Consider the following 14,854-nt stretch of genomic DNA (forward strand, 5'->3'; position numbering starts at 1 on the left):
TCCACCCGTTACGGGATGGAAGGGGGCTTCGTCATGCCGCCGGAAGAGCCGGAAGAACCGGAAGAACCGATCGGCTCACGCCTTGCGTGACTCGCGCAACGCCTTGGCGCGGACGATCGTATCGTCCACGAGCACGGCCTGCGCGTCCACGAGCGGCAGCTGGGGCATCGGGAACGCCTCGTTCAGCACGCTCAGCTCGGTGCAACCGAGGATCAGCGCGTCGGCGCGCACCGGTCCGGACGGGTCGAGCATGTCGCGCAGTACCGACTCGTAGCGTTCCAGGTTCAATCCGCCGTCGCCCTTCACGTCGTCGTAGATGAGCGACGTGATGCGGTCCTGCAGCGCGTCGTCCGGTTCGACGAACTCGTAGCCCGCCTCCTCGACGGCCTGACGGTACACGCCCGCGGCGCGCGAGCCGAGCGTGCCGAGGAAGCCGACGCGCTCGCACGTGCCCGAAGGCGCATGTGGGTACAGTTCGGCGAGGCGCGCGACCGCCCCGCGCGGCATGTGCAGGATCGGCACGGGGGTGAGCGCCTGGAAATGGTCGTAGAAATAGTGCGCCGTGTTGCAGGTGAGCACGATGAAGCTCGCGCCCATCGCGGTCGCCTTCTCGATGTCGTCGGCGATCACCGGGAACGGGTCGTCGTCAGACTGGCCGGTGATGAACGCGGTGCGGTCCGGCACGGCGGCGTCGTTGAACACGACGTAGTCGAGGTACTCCTGGTCGCAATGCGCGTGCGTGCCCTCGTTGACGAGACGCACGTAGCTTTCCGTGGCCAGCGATCCCATGCCTCCCAGCACGGCGAAGAACGGTCTTCTCACTTCAATGCGCCCTTCTGTCGGAAGTACTTGGCGTAGCTCTTCTTGTAGATTGAGAACATGTGGCGGATCATCAGCCAGCGCAGCGGGTTCATGTCCTTCGAGTACTCGAGCGTGGTGCCCCAGTCGCCGGCCTTCATCATCGCCATGCCGCGCGCCTTGTCCTCGCCTTCGGCGACGTAGTCGGTGAAGATCGAACGCGGGATCTCCAGCCACAGCTTCGAGCCGCGGCCGAACACGGTGTTCCCGTCGAACGGCGTGTCCTCGACGAGGTCGTCGACGAAGTACTTCGCCAGGTTGAAGCCGTTGAGCGTGACGAAGTAGCTGGAGCGGCCCTGGCGCAGGTTGATCTCGAACAGCTTGTACTCGCCGTCGCGCTCGTCGTACTTCATGTCGAAGTTCGCGACGCCCTCGTAGCCGATGCTCTCCAGGAACGCCTTGATGCGGTCGAACACGCCCTGGTTGAAGTCCGGGATGATGGCCGCGTAGTTGCCGGCGGCCACGGGGGAGGGGTCCTCGAGCAGCGGGTGGCCGAGGAACATCATGCGCACGCGGTGGTGGTGGTCCACGTAGGCGTTGAGCACGCGCATGCGCGAGTCGTCGCCGGGGATGAAGTCCTGGATGATCATCTCGGACTTGTAGCCGGCGTCGTAGGCGCGGCGGATCATCACGTCCAGCTCCTCGGGGCGCTCGAAGATGTACGCCTTGCGGCGGCCCTCGAAGTCGATGTCGAGCCATTCGACCGAGTTGGCGGGCTTCATGGCCACCGGGTAGGAGAACGGCAGGTCCTTGTACGCGCCGAGCCTCACGTCCTCGGCGGTCACGGTCTTCGTCTTCGGATGCGGCAGGTCGTACTTCTCGCACAGCTTGTAGAACGTGGCCTTGTAGGCGAGCTCGCGCGACAGGCGGATGTCGAGCGTGTTGTAGACGAAGTACTTCCTCAGGTCGTCGCCGCACTGGCTCAGCAGGTTCGCGTACACGTCGCCGCAGGGGATGAGCAGCAGCGCGCGGTCCGGGTCCTCGGCCTTCATGCGACGACCGAGGTCGAGCATGAAGTCGCGGAACGTCACGAAGTTGTCGAAGTCGGGCACGATGTGCACGTTGACGATCTTGCTGAACTTGGTGGGGCTCAGCTGGAAGTACGCGTACGCGTCGGAGACGATGCCGTACTCCTCGTGGAACGCGCGGGCCATGCCGTACACGTTGATGTCGCTGCCAAGCAGAATCGGTTGGAATCGGGTCATGGTTGCTCACCTTACTCCCTGCGCATGCCGTTCGAGCGCGCGCCGCACGACGTTCGCGTCGCCCGGCCACGCCACCGGCCTGCCGTCGATGATGTTGCGCGTCTCGTGGCCCTTGCCGATGACGAGCACGATGTTGAGCCTCCCGTGCTCACGCGCGTCGGCGCGGGCCTCGTCGATGGCCGTCCCGATCGCCTGTTCGCGGTCGACGATCACCTTCGCCGTCGCGTCCGGGTCGGTCACGTGGGAGGCCATCTCCTCGGCGATCGCGCGCGGGTCCTCGAAGTTCGGATCGTCGGTGGTGAGGATGAACGACTTGGCGCGTCCCAGCGCGCCCTTGACGATGCCCTCGCGGCGGTCGATGGCCTTGCCGCCGGTCGATCCGGCGACGAGCGTGATGCGCGGGTCCCGTTCGCCGTACACGCGCAGCACCTCGTCGACGACCGACTTGGTGGAGATGTAGTTGTGCGCGTAGTCCACGTACACGTGCAGGTTCTCGCCTTCGGTGAAGCGTTCCATGCGTCCCGGCACCTGCACGCGTTCGACGGCGCGCATCGCCGGGTCGTCGAACGGCACGCCGGCCTTCATCGCCAGCGTCATCGCGGTGCCCGCGTTGAGGAAGTTGAATTCGCCGAGCATGTCGAGCTCGAGCGTGACGGTCGCGCCGCCGCTCGTCACGCGGATGCCGGTCTTGCGCGACGGGTCCACGGCGATCGTCACGTCGGCGGGCGTCGTGTGTCCGGTCGCCGGGTCGTCGAGCGCGAACGTCGTGACCGTCACGCCGGCGCGTCGCGCGTCCTCGCGCAGCAGGTCGGCGTGGTCGCAGTCGGCGCCGAGCACGAGCGTGCGCGAGTTCGCGATGATGCGGCGCTTGCAGTAGAGGTAGTCCTCGAACGTGGGGTGTTCGATCGGGCTGATGTGGTCGGGGGAGATGTTGAGGAAGGCGCCGACGTCGAAGGTGAGACCGTAGACGCGGTTCACCTTGTACGCCTGGGAGCTGACCTCCATCACCATGTACTCCATGCCGGCGTCGGCGGCCTCGCGCATCATGCGGAACGCGTCGAGCGATTCGGGCGTCGTGAGCTTGGACGGCGTCCATGTATGCCCGTCGAGGCAGCAGGTGAGCGAGCTCATCATCGCCGCATGGCCGTGCGAGTACGCGTTGAGGATCGCGTGCGTGAAGTAGTCGGTGGTGGTCTTGCCCTTGGTGCCGGTGATGCCGATCAGGGTGAGCGCGTCCTGCGGGCGTCCGTAGAATTCGGCGGAGAGCAGGCTCATCGCCTTGTGCACGTCCTCGACGATGAGGCCCGGTGCCTTCGTACGGTCCGTGTAGGGGGTCTCGGCCACGTAGGCGCCGAGACCGCGCCCGTCGATGCCGTCGAGGAACTCGGGTTTGAACCGTCCCTTGACGAACAGCAGCGTGCCGTCCGTCACCTCGCGGGTGTCGTAGGTGATGGACGGGATCGGATCGTTCGCGCCGGGTAGCGTCGAGGCGTCCATCGTCCAGCGGTCCCCGGCGACGATCTCACGAAGCAGATGATGGTTATCCAGCAGCTTGGCCGCGGCGGCGAGGCTCAACGGCGAAGTCGTGGTGGGCATATGGCTCTCTCCCTAGTATCGAGTGGCGACGCGGGTCTCCCCGGCGTCACCGCACGATACTACTCCACCGCCGCCCGCCGTGCGATGGCCTTGGGGGACGTGGCACGGCGGGCGCGGGACGGCCGTGCCGCCGGCGTCTCACCGCGATGCCAGAAGCCGTTCGACCACCCGGTCGTCGCCCTCGTACGGCACGTGCCTGTTGCGGTCCTTGATCCAGCGTTCGTCGCCCTTGCCGATGACGAGCACCACGTCCGTGCGTTCCGGATGCGCGCGGGCCTCGTCCAGCGCGTCGGCGATGGCGGCGACGCGGTCGATGATCGTGGCGGTGGCGACATGCGGGTTCGTCACGTGGGAGCGCATGTCGCGGCAGATGTCCTCGTAGGGTTCGGTGTCGGTGTCCTCCGCGGTGAACACGAATCGGGCGATGCGGTCCTGCGCCGCCTCGACGATCTCCCGGCGGCGGTCGAGCGCCTTGTCTCCCGCGGCTCCGGCCACCAGCGTGACGACGGGATCGCGGCCTGCGTAGCGTGCGTCGACGAAGTCGAGCAGCGCCGTGACGGAGACGTGGTTGTGCGCGTAGTCGACGATGACGTCGGTGTCGCTCGCCTCGTCGCGGAAGCGCTCCATGCGCCCGGACACGCGCGTCGTCTCCATCGCGTGCAGCGCGCTCGCCTCGTCGGCCGTCACGCCGGCGGCGTGGGCGATGGCCACGGCGGCCAGCGCGTTCTCGTAGTTGAAATCGCCGGCGAGCGCCAGCCGATATCCGCCGAGGTCGCGTCCGTCGAGACGCATCGCGTAGGCGTCGTGGCCGCCGTCCGTCGGCCACGCGACGGCCGCGGCGGGCGCGTCGTTCCCGGCGGGCGCGGCGTCCAGCAGCGCGAAATCCGTCACGGGCACGCCGGCGGCGGCCGCGTCCTCGCGCAGCAGGTCGGCGTGGTCGGTCCGCGCGTTGAGCACCAGCGCGCGGCTGTTGTCCACGATGAGGCGCTTGCAGCGGAGGTAGTCCTCGGCCGTGGGGTGTTCGATCGGGCTGATGTGGTCGGGGGAGATGTTGAGGAAGGCGCCGACGTCGAAGGTGAGTCCGTAGACGCGGTTCACCTTGTACGCCTGCGAGCTGACCTCCATGACGAGGTACCTCATGCCGTTGTCGGCCGCCTCGCGCATCATGCGGAACGCGTCGAGCGATTCGGGCGTCGTCAGATCCGATTCGACGTAGGTGCGCCCGTCGAGGCAGTTGTCCACTGAGGAGAACAGGGCGCAGCGGCCTCCGGAACGCGCGTTGAGCACGGCCTGCGTGAAATAGGCGGTGGTGGTCTTGCCCTTGGTGCCGGTGATGCCGATCAGGGTGAGTTCGTCCTGCGGGCGTCCGTAGAACTCGGCGGCGAGCAGGCTCAGCGCCTTGCGCGCGTCGTCGACGATCAGTCCGGGCGCGGCGGTGTGGGCGGACATGTCTGTCTCGGCGATGTAGGCGGCGAGACCGCGATCGTCGCAGCCGTCGAGGAATTCGGGGCGGAAGCGCCCCTTGCACACGAGCATCGCGTCGGGGGCGACCTCGCGGGTGTCGTAGGTGATCGAGGCGAACGGCTCGTCGGCGTGGGGCAGCGCCGTGGCCGTCCTTGACCAATGTCCGCCGTGGATCACCTCGCGCAACAGGTGGTGGCGTTCGAGCAGTGCCGCGGCGGAGTTCAGGGTCAGGGCCATCGGTGTCGCTTCCTTTCGCGGCGGGCCCCGGGCCCGCCCGTTCGTATCGGTCGTATGTCGTCGTGCGTCCGGTCGTGCACGGTCGTGTGCGGGGCCGTCCCCGCGGGATTCCCGTCCGGACGGCTCCACTGTGGGCGACGAATCTCGACGTTCGCTGGGAGGTGTCTTGGATTCCCGTCGCAGGATGCCGACGATATCCCGTGGACGGCGATTACAATGGGCAACCGTGACCAGCGAGACGAAAGAGACGATGGCGGAGCGCCGCGCGCGCTTCGAGAAGCTCGCCATGCCCGCGCTCGACGCACTGTACCGGCGGGCGATGCGCCTGACCAACGATCCGGACGATGCGCAGGATCTCGTGCAGGACACCTTCGAGAAGGGATTCAAGGCGTTCGACTCGTTCACCCCGGGGACGAACTTCGAGGCGTGGATGACCACCATCGAACGCAACGCCTACTTCAACCAGTATGCGAAGGCGAAGCGCCGTCCGCAGCGGGCGAACGATACGAGCGGCGAATACGACGACTGGGACCTGTACGAGGCGTCCGAGCATTCCTCGGACGGGCTCAAATCTGCGGAGGACGAGTATCTGGACGCGTTCGCGCCCGAGGAGATCATGCAGGCGTTGGCGAAACTGTCCCCCGAACGCCGGCAGGTGTTCATCGACACGGCGATCGACGGCAAATCGTACCGGCAGGTCGCCGAGGAGCAGGGCGTCGCCATCGGCACGGTGATGAGCCGGCTCAACCGCGCGCGCACCCAGCTCAAGCACGAGCTCGCCTCCTATGCGCGCGAGCGCGGGTACGGCTCGCAGCTGCCGGCGAAGCCGTCCTCCGCCTCCGGTTCACCCTCGGCGAAGTCGGGGCGCGGCCGTGCCGGTTCGGGTGTTTCCGGCGATAATGGAACCGACGGCAAGGGAAAGGGGACGCGATGAACGAGCGATCCGTGGAGCAGGTCAGCAGCGTCTCCATCACCCGCATGAACGCGGACGGGACGGTCAGCCGCACCGAGGTGCATATCGCCGAGACGCGCGTCGTCGGCGTGGACTCCCCGGACGTCGCCGCGTCCGGCATGGGGGAGTGCTTCGACCCGTCGACCTGCTGCTCCGAGCGCGAGCAGGCTATGATCGCCGCGCTGCGCGCCTATCTGCGGCCCGAATCGGCGCCCGAATGTCTCAAGGCGCGGCTGAAGACGTGCCTCGACCACTGCTGCGGCGAGCAGTGAGCCGGTGCCTCGCGCGGGGACATGTGGCACCTCGTTTGTGATGTCTCTCCCTCAGTCGGCTTCGCCGACAGCTCCCTCGTCAGAGGGAGCCGAGGACTCGGACATCAGAGGGAGCCGGGGACATGAGAAAACCCGCCTGGGCGCGAGGCTCAGGCGGGTTTTCCGCGTCTTGAACAGACAAGAATCAGGCGTTGGGGCGCTTGCCGTGGTTGGCGGCCTTCTTACGACGATCCTTGCGCTTACGTCCGCGCATGCCCATGATGGACTCCTTTACTGGAAAGATAAATAAGCCTTCGGCATTATGTCACAGAGCGCGGACGCGCCGCAAACCGCGTTTCGGGCGATGCCCGTCAGGCGGTTCGCGGCGCGTGCCGTGGAAAGGGGCGTCAGTCGATTTCGGCCTTGATGAACAGCTTCGTCACGCTGGATTCGCCCGGCTTGATCGCGATGAGGTCCTTGCCGGTGTTGAACGCGTTCGCGTAGGCGGTCTGCGGTTCGACGGCGGTGCCCGCCGGGTGCTTGAACGCCGGGAAGCCGGTGCCGGTGCACACCTGGAACGAGGTGACCGTCTCGTCGCCGCCCACGTGGACGGTCAGGCCGTCCGGACGGTGGAACGTGGCGGTCGCGGTGCCGTCGGCGGCGTGCTCGACGTCCGTCCACGCGTCGTCGTACGGCTGCTCGGTGAGCAGGCGCGGCTCGCGGAAGTCGTACTTCGTGCCGTCCACCGGCTCGGTGCCGGTCGGGATGAGGTTCTCGTCGACGGTGACGTGCGTGCGGGCGGGCACGGTGAGCGTGCACTGCGCGTTGTGGCCGTCGATCTCGTCGCCGTAGCCGTTGAAGCCGTTGTCGAGCCATGGGTGGATGGCGAGCGCCCACGGGGCGTCCACGTCGCCGTTGTTGGTGGCCTCGACGGTGATCTTCAGGCCGTCGTCGGTGAGCTCGTGCGTCGCGGTGACGGTCACGTCGAACGGGTAGCCGAGCAGGAACGGCACGCGCCACGACTGGGTGACGGAGCTCTCGGTGAGGGATTCGAGCTTCCAGAAGGAGCGGTAGCCGTAGCCGTGGATGGCGGTGTTCTTGTCGTGCTCGTCGATCGGCAGCTCGTACGTCTTGCCCTTGAAGGTGTAGACGCCGGCTTCGATGCGGTTCGGGAACGGCACGAGCAGCTGGCCGTGGCAGCAGGTGACCGGGTCGTCCGGGCCGAGCGGGACGATTACGTTCCTGCCCTTGTAGGTGACTTCGCGCATCGTCGCGCCCAGTTCGGTGATGACGGCCTTGTAGTCGCCGTGGGTGATCGTGTACTGCTGTCCCGTGCGCGGGGGAAGGTTCTTGGCCATATATCTCACTCCAGAGTGAATATAGAGGTTGTTGTAGTGTACGCGACAACTTGCGTTATCGCTAACACGTCCAGTCTAGCCCCATTTTCACGCCGCGCCGCGCATGTCGCCGGCGAATCGCGCGCGGCGCGGCCGGACGCGGTGCCCCGCGGTGCGGTAGAGTGCATCCAGTAGGGAGGGCGGCGCCGGACGCGCCGATGCCCCGCGACAGTCGAGAAAGGTCCCTGATTCCCATGGCGAAACGCATCGTATTGGCCGATCCGCGCGGATTCTGCGCCGGCGTGGACCGGGCGATCCTCACCGTGCGCACGATCCTCAAGGGTTCGCACGGCGCACCGGACGGCGATCTGCCGCCCGTGTACGTGCGCCGGCAGATCGTGCACAACAAGCATGTGGTCGAGGATCTCGCCTCGCAGGGCGCGGTGTTCGTCGAGGAGCTGGACGAGATCCCCGACAAGGCCGCCGCCGCTGGCGTGCCGGTCGTGTTCTCCGCGCACGGCGTGTCGCCCGCCGTCAAGGCGGAGGCGAAGGCGCGCGGGCTCAACGTGGTGGACGCCACCTGTCCGCTCGTCGCCAAGGTGCACCGCGAGGTGCTGCGGTTCGCGCGTTCCGGCTACGAGATCGTCTACATCGGCCACAAGGGCCACGACGAGGCGGTCGGCGTCGTGGGGGAGGCCCCGGAGCACGTGCATCTGATCGAGCACGAGCGCGACGTCGAGGGGCTGGACTTCACGCCGGACACGAAGCTCGTGCTCCTGAGCCAGACCACGCTGAGCGTCGACGAGACGGCCGGCACGATCGCCGCGCTGAAGGCCCGCTTCCCGTGGATCGAGATGCCGCCCAGCTCGGACATCTGCTATGCGACCTCCAACCGCCAGGCCGCCGTCAAGCTCGTCGCCGAACGCTCCGGATGCGTCGTGATCGTGGGGTCGGCGAACTCGTCGAACTCCGTGCGCCTCGTCGAGGTCGCACAGGAGGGGCTGGGGGAGCGCGGCCGCGCCCACCGGGTCGACGACGCCGGCGACCTCGACCCCACCTGGTTCGAGGGCGTCGAGGCGGTCGGCGTCTCCTCCGGCGCGTCCGTGCCCGAGGAGTACGTGGACGGCGTGATCGCCGCGTTGCGCGAACGCGGCTACACGGACGTCGAATCGGTGGAGACCACCAAGGAGACGATGCACTTCGTATTACCGGCGGAGCTTCGCCGCCGGTAACTTCGCAGCAAGCTGCTCACTTCGCCTACGGAAAGCCCACCGGGCTTTCCGCTATACGGCTCAGTCGTCGGAGCTTCGCCGCCGGTAACTTCGCAGGCGATGACCGCGCCGGCGGCGATGCACAGGACCGTCACATCGCGTTGGTAGGGTATTGGCAGTCGAAATCAACCCCGAGGAGATGGAATACCTTATGTGCGGAATCGCCGGATTCGTCAACGACGACCCGATCGACGTCAAGTGCCCGGTCATCAAGCGGATGACCGACATCATCGCCCACCGCGGACCCGATTCGGAAGGCAAGTACGTGGACGAGCACGTGGCGCTCGGCCACCGGCGCCTGAGCATCATCGACCTCGGCGGCGGCCAGCAGCCCATCTACAACGAGGACGGCAACCTCGTCATCACGTTCAACGGCGAGATCTACAACTACCAGCCGCTGCGCGCCCAGCTCATCGAGGCCGGACACACGTTCACCACCGAATCCGACACCGAAGTGCTGCTGCACGGCTACGAGGAGTGGGGCGTCGAGCTGCTGCAGAAGATCCGCGGCATGTTCACCTTCGTGATCTGGGATAAGACCAGGAAGGAGCTGTTCGGCGCGCGCGACCACTTCGGCATCAAGCCCTTCTACTACGCGAAGATGAACGGCACGTTCATGTACGCCTCCGAGATCAAGAGCCTGCTGCAGCACCCCGACTTCGTCAAGGAGCTCAACCGCGAGGCGCTGAAGCCGTACATGACCTTCCAGTACCCGCCGTTCGCCGAGACCTTCTTCAAGGGCGTGTTCAAGCTGCCCGAAGGCCACTACTTCACGTACCGCGACGGGAAGATGGACATCCACCGCTACTACGACGAGCGCTTCCGCGAGTCGGACGTGACCCTCGACCACCTCGTCGACACCATCGACGACACGGTCATGGGATCCGTCAAGGCCCACCAGATCGCCGACGTGGAGGTCGGCTCGTTCCTCTCCTCCGGCGTGGACTCCAGCTACGTGGCCGCCGTGGCCCGCCCGCAGCACACGTATTCGATCGGCTTCGGCAAGGGCACCTACAACGAGAGCCAGCAGGCCGGCGAACTCGCCGAGATCCTCAAGCTCAACAACACGGCCGAGGCCCTGACCGACGAGGAGGCGTTCAGCGCCTTCCCGCAGATCCAATGGCATCTTGACGAGCCCGACTCCAACCCGAGCTGCGTGCCGCTGTTCTTCCTCTCGAAGCTCGCCGCGCACGACGTCAAGGTCGTGCTCTCCGGCGAGGGCGCCGACGAGCTGTTCGGCGGCTACATCGACTACGGCGTGCACACGAAGTCGAAGGTCATCAAGGTCGTCACCCGCTGGCTCACCCACCTGCCCGCCGGAGCCCGCCACGCCATCGCCCGCTGGTGCAAGGGCAAGACCTTCCACGGCGCATGGCACCTGTACGCGAACCTCGCGCCCGCCGAGGAGAGCTTCATCGGCCAGGCCCGCGTGTTCGAGGAGTCCGAGTCCGACCGCATCCTGAAGCCCGCGTACCGCAAGGCGCCCAGCGTGCAGAGCATCGTCGACAAGACCTACGCCCGCATCGAGGGCAAGGGGCTGAGCGAGCTCAAGAAGAAGCAGTACCTCGACATGCACCAGTGGATGCCCGGCGACATCCTCCTCAAGGCGGACAAGCTCACCATGGCCCACTCGCTCGAGCTGCGCGTCCCGCTGCTCGACAAGGTGCTCATGGGCGTCGCCGAGCAGGTGCCCACCAAGTGGCTCATCAACGACGAGAACACCAAGTACGCGTTCCGCCAGGCCGCCGGCCGTCACCTGCCCGAGGAGTGGAAGAGCCGCGAGAAGCTCGGCTTCCCCGTGCCGATCAAGAAGTGGCTGCGCGAGGAGAAGTACTACAAGCTGGTGCGCTCCGTGTTCGAACGCGACTACGTGAACGAGTTCTTCGACCAGGACGCGATTCTCAGGATGCTCGACGACAACTACGCCGGCAAGACCGACGACCGCCGCCGCATCTGGACCATCTACACGTTCCTCACCTGGTACGACGTGTACTTCGTGCACGACGGCTCCAAGCCGGCCGTGCTCGACCTGGGCGACTGAGCGCCGTTCATCGGAAGGCTTGACCGCGGTCGCGGTCAAGCCTTCCGGCTATCATCAGTGCGGTTTGTGTGCACACACAGGTTGGACCAATCCATGCTGTCCATACTGTCGGGAGGGCGGCGCGCGGGACAGGCCCCGCGCCGCGCGGTTACGCGACAAGAACAAACAGAATCAATCAAGAGAGGTTTCGATGGCGGTTCGCGGTGATATCCGTAATGTGGCGATTGTGGCTCACGTCGACCACGGCAAGACCACGCTGGTGAACGCGATGCTCCAGCAGTCCCACGTGTTCAACGAGCGCGAGGAAGTGCCGGATCGCGTGATGGACTCCAACGATCTGGAGCGCGAGAAGGGCATCACCATCCTCGCGAAGAACACGGCCGTCGAGTACACCGGCCCGCTGGCCGCCAAGTACGGCCACCCGGAGGGCATCACCCTCAACATCATCGACACCCCCGGCCACGCCGATTTCGGCGGCGAGGTCGAGCGCGGCATCTCCATGGTCGACGGCGTCGTCCTGCTCGTCGACGCCTCCGAGGGCCCGCTGCCGCAGACCCGCTTTGTGCTGCGCAAGGCGCTCGAGGCGAAGCTGCCGGTCATCCTGTGCGTGAACAAGGTCGACCGTCCGGACGCCCGCATCGAGGAGGTCGTCGGCGAGACCTCCGACCTGCTGCTCGGCCTGGCCGACGACGTGCAGCACGAGGGCATCGACCTCGATCTCGACCAGCTGCTCGAGATGCCGGTCATCTACTGCGCCGCCAAGGCCGGCTACGCCTCCGCCAACCAGCCGGAGAACGGCGGGCTGCCGGACAACGACAACCTCGAGCCGCTGTTCGAGGCCATCATCTCCAACATCCCCGCCCCGGAGTACGAGGAGGGCGCGCCGCTGCAGGCCCACGTCGCCAACATCGACTCCTCCGACTTCCTCGGTCGTCTCGGCCTCGTGCGCATCTACAACGGCACGCTCGAGAAGGGTAAGACCTACGGCCTGAGCCGCGTCGACGGCTCCATCGAGAACTTCCGCGTCGCCGAGCTGCTGCGCACGCAGGGCCTCGAGCGCCAGCCCGTCGAGTCCGCGGGCCCCGGCGACATCGTCGCCGTCGCCGGCGTCAACGACATCATGATCGGCGAGACCATCGTCGACCCGAACGACCCGAAGCCGCTGCCGCTCATCCACGTCGACGACCCGGCCATCTCCATGACCTTCGGCGTCAACGACTCCCCGCTGGCCGGCACCGAGGGCAAGGACCACAAGCTCACCGCCCGCATGATCAAGGACCGCCTCGACCGCGAGCTCATCGGCAACGTGTCCATCAAGGTGCTGCCCACCGACCGTCCGGACGCCTGGGAGGTGCAGGGCCGCGGCGAACTCGCGCTGGCCGTGCTCGCCGAGCAGATGCGCCGCGAAGGCTACGAGCTGACCGTCGGCCGTCCGCAGGTCGTCACCAAGAAGATCGACGGCGTGATCAACGAGCCGATGGAGAACACCACCATCGACGTGCCCGAGGAGTACATGGGCACCGTCACCCAGCTCATGGCCGACCGCAAGGGCCGCATGGACGGCATGACCAACCACGGTTCCGGCTGGGTGCGTCTGCAGTTCACCGTGCCGTCCCGCGGCCTCATCGGCTTCCGCACCGCGCTGCTCTCCGCCACCCGCGGCACCGGCATCTCCTCCTCCATCTCCGCCGGCTACGCGCCGTGGGCCGGCCAGATCACCATCCGCCAGAACGGCTCGATGGTCTCCGACCGCAAGGGCGTCGCCACCCCGTACGCCATGCAGCGTCTCCAGGCGCGCGGCAACTTCTTCGTCGAGCCGCAGTCCCCGGTGTACGAGGGCCAGGTCGTGGGCGTCAACAACAAGCCCGACGAGCTGGACGTGAACATCACGCTCGCCAAGCACATGACCAACATGCGCTCCTCCACCGCCGACGTGCTCGAGACCCTCACCCCGCCGATCAAGATGAGCCTCGAGGAGTCCCTCGACTTCGCGAACGAGGACGAGTGCGTCGAGGTCACCCCGGAGTCCATCCGCGTGCGCAAAATCATCCTCGGCCGCGAGGACTGGTACAAGTGGCGCGCCAAGCAGCGTCGCCAGAACGCCGCCCAGCAGGGCAAGTGACGAAGTGACGGAGCGCGCGAAGACCACGGCCGGCTCCGACGGGCGGCCGTGGTCGCACCGGTTCGGCCCTCTAGGCCGGACCGTCGTCACGTCGCTCGCGGGCGCGGGCGCCGCGTTCGTCGGCACGCTCGCGCACCGCATGGGCGCGGCCTCGAACGTCCCCTACGGGCTGGCGCTCGCGTTCCTCATCATCGCCCTGTCGACCTACTGCGCCCGCGCGCGCCAGGGCGTGACCGGCCTCGCCCTGCATCTCATCGTCTCCTCGGCCGTCGCCTGGGGCCTCGCCCTCGTGCCCGGCCCGGGAGGCGACGCGCTCGTCGTCGCCGGATTCAGCACGCCGACCACGTTCTTCAGCCAGCACGTCGGCTACATCTGGCTGTACGGCGTGATCCTCGTGCAGGTCGCCATGCTGGTCCCGCCCGCATCATGGTTCCGCATCCCCGCCCCGAAGGGCGAGTGACGGTACAGTGGTGTCCTATGACACGCGAAACCCTGTTCTATCTCGGGCCGGAAGGCACGTTCACGCATCAGGCGGCCATGGAGGCCGCCGTGCAGCTCGCGGATGAGACGACGGGGGAGCCAGGCTTCGACCTCGTCCCCCTGCCCGATGTCCCCGCCATCATGGAGGCCGTCCGCTCGGGCCGCGGCCTGGGCGTCATCGCCTGGGAGAACAACGTCGAAGGCTACGTCGTGCCGAACCTCGACGCGCTCATCGACGCGACCAACGTCGCCGGCCTCGCGCGCGTGCGCGTCGACGTCGCGTTCGACGCGTTCACGCGACGCGGCGACGATCCTCTCGCCGCGCGCGACGCTGGGGAAACCGCCGACGGTGCTGGTTCCGCCGCGATTCCCGTCTCCGCGCACCCGCACGGCCTCGCCCAGTGCAAGCGGTTCATCGCCGACCACCATCTCACGCCCACACCCGCGTCGTCGAACGCGGCCGCCTGCCGCGACCTTCAGCCGGGCGGCGTCGCGCTCGGGCCGCGCATCTGCGGCGAACTCTACGGACTCGACACGCTCGCCGCGCGCGTGCAGGACTTCGCAGGCGCGCACACCGACTTCCTCGTCCTCGGCAGGCGCGACGACGTGCGCGCGTCGAACGACCGCGCACGCGCGCGCGAAACCGACTTCGAGACGATCATCACGTTCATCCCGCTCGTCACCGGCCCCGGCGTCGTCGCCAACGTGCTCGACATCCTGCGCGACGCGGGACTCAACATGACCAGCTTCATGTCCCGTCCCATCAAAGGCGACGACGGCACATACAGCTTCATCGACACGCTCGACGCCGCGCCGTGGGAGCCGCGCTTCCGCGACGTGCTCGCGACGCTCGCCGCGCACGGCATCTGGCTGAAGACGCTCGCCGTCTACCCGCGGCGCGAACGCTCCAACCCGCCCGTCGAGGCGTGGAGGTTGCCGCAGGGCGGCGTGCATCTCGACGCGACGCGCATCAGCGACGACTGGGAACAGGACGAGACCACGAGGAGGGAACTGCTGTGGTAGACACGACCGCCACGATC

13 protein-coding genes are annotated in these 14,854 nt (G+C 67.1%); 7 read left to right on the forward strand and 6 right to left on the reverse strand.

The genetic code is table 11. The features are described from left to right. Positions 1-75: 75 nt before the first annotated feature. The 4 genes from AC1AYP_RS01240 to AC1AYP_RS01255 all read right to left on the reverse strand — a co-directional run bounded on the left by AC1AYP_RS01240 (position 76) and on the right by AC1AYP_RS01255 (position 5,360). Positions 76-822: an aspartate/glutamate racemase family protein gene (locus tag AC1AYP_RS01240; protein ID WP_476531788.1), complete on the reverse strand. Its 747-nt coding sequence runs from the start codon at positions 820-822 to the stop codon at positions 76-78. After that, complete coding sequence (locus tag AC1AYP_RS01245; RefSeq protein WP_476501919.1) at positions 819-2,063, reverse strand: carboxylate--amine ligase; 1,245 nt, start codon at positions 2,061-2,063, stop codon at positions 819-821. The genes AC1AYP_RS01240 and AC1AYP_RS01245 overlap by 4 nt, the downstream gene beginning before the upstream one ends. 6 nt (positions 2,064-2,069) lie before the next feature. Further along, complete coding sequence (locus tag AC1AYP_RS01250; protein ID WP_476546533.1) at positions 2,070-3,659, reverse strand: UDP-N-acetylmuramoyl-L-alanyl-D-glutamate--2,6-diaminopimelate ligase; 1,590 nt, start codon at positions 3,657-3,659, stop codon at positions 2,070-2,072. 138 nt (positions 3,660-3,797) lie between these two features. After that, positions 3,798-5,360 (reverse strand): UDP-N-acetylmuramoyl-L-alanyl-D-glutamate--2,6-diaminopimelate ligase, encoded by a 1,563-nt coding sequence (locus tag AC1AYP_RS01255; protein WP_476546534.1) that lies wholly within the window; start codon positions 5,358-5,360, stop codon positions 3,798-3,800. 250 nt (positions 5,361-5,610) lie between these two features. Here AC1AYP_RS01255 and AC1AYP_RS01260 point away from each other — a divergent pair, with 250 nt between their 5' ends. Both AC1AYP_RS01260 and AC1AYP_RS01265 read left to right on the forward strand, forming a co-directional pair. Then, positions 5,611-6,294 (forward strand): sigma-70 family RNA polymerase sigma factor, encoded by a 684-nt coding sequence (locus AC1AYP_RS01260; RefSeq protein ID WP_476502032.1) that lies wholly within the window; start codon positions 5,611-5,613, stop codon positions 6,292-6,294. Further along, positions 6,291-6,584 carry a hypothetical protein gene (locus tag AC1AYP_RS01265; protein ID WP_476546535.1) on the forward strand — a complete coding sequence of 98 codons (294 nt, stop codon included), beginning with the start codon at positions 6,291-6,293 and terminating at the stop codon, positions 6,582-6,584. The genes AC1AYP_RS01260 and AC1AYP_RS01265 overlap by 4 nt, the downstream gene beginning before the upstream one ends. 184 nt (positions 6,585-6,768) lie before the next feature. Here the strand turns inward: AC1AYP_RS01265 and AC1AYP_RS01270 are convergent, their stop codons facing one another. Both AC1AYP_RS01270 and AC1AYP_RS01275 read right to left on the reverse strand, forming a co-directional pair. After that, a complete protein-coding gene (locus AC1AYP_RS01270; protein WP_003817083.1) occupies positions 6,769-6,843 on the reverse strand; it encodes a 50S ribosomal protein bL37 in 75 nt (24 codons plus the stop codon). Between the two features lie 127 nt (positions 6,844-6,970). Continuing rightward, positions 6,971-7,921 carry an aldose 1-epimerase family protein gene (locus AC1AYP_RS01275; protein ID WP_476546536.1) on the reverse strand — a complete coding sequence of 317 codons (951 nt, stop codon included), beginning with the start codon at positions 7,919-7,921 and terminating at the stop codon, positions 6,971-6,973. Positions 7,922-8,154: 233 nt separating this feature from the next. On the opposite strand from AC1AYP_RS01275, the gene AC1AYP_RS01280 reads away from it, so the two are divergent. From AC1AYP_RS01280 to AC1AYP_RS01300, 5 genes are all read left to right on the forward strand, one after another. Beyond that, positions 8,155-9,132, forward strand: a complete 978-nt coding sequence (locus AC1AYP_RS01280; RefSeq protein WP_476546537.1) for a 4-hydroxy-3-methylbut-2-enyl diphosphate reductase — start codon at positions 8,155-8,157, stop codon at positions 9,130-9,132. 190 nt (positions 9,133-9,322) lie between these two features. Further along, positions 9,323-11,212 carry an asparagine synthase (glutamine-hydrolyzing) gene (gene asnB, locus AC1AYP_RS01285; protein WP_476546538.1) on the forward strand — a complete coding sequence of 630 codons (1,890 nt, stop codon included), beginning with the start codon at positions 9,323-9,325 and terminating at the stop codon, positions 11,210-11,212. Positions 11,213-11,402: 190 nt separating this feature from the next. Further along, a complete protein-coding gene (gene typA / locus AC1AYP_RS01290; protein WP_476501912.1) occupies positions 11,403-13,334 on the forward strand; it encodes a translational GTPase TypA in 1,932 nt (643 codons plus the stop codon). Positions 13,335-13,338: 4 nt separating this feature from the next. Then, positions 13,339-13,794 (forward strand): alcohol dehydrogenase, encoded by a 456-nt coding sequence (locus tag AC1AYP_RS01295; protein WP_476546539.1) that lies wholly within the window; start codon positions 13,339-13,341, stop codon positions 13,792-13,794. A 17-nt stretch (positions 13,795-13,811) separates the two neighbouring features. Next, positions 13,812-14,837, forward strand: coding sequence for a prephenate dehydratase (locus AC1AYP_RS01300; RefSeq protein WP_476546540.1), 1,026 nt, complete (start codon positions 13,812-13,814; stop codon positions 14,835-14,837). Positions 14,838-14,854: the final 17 nt, after the last annotated feature.

It is taken from the genome of Bifidobacterium sp. LH_424, from assembly GCF_056356895.1.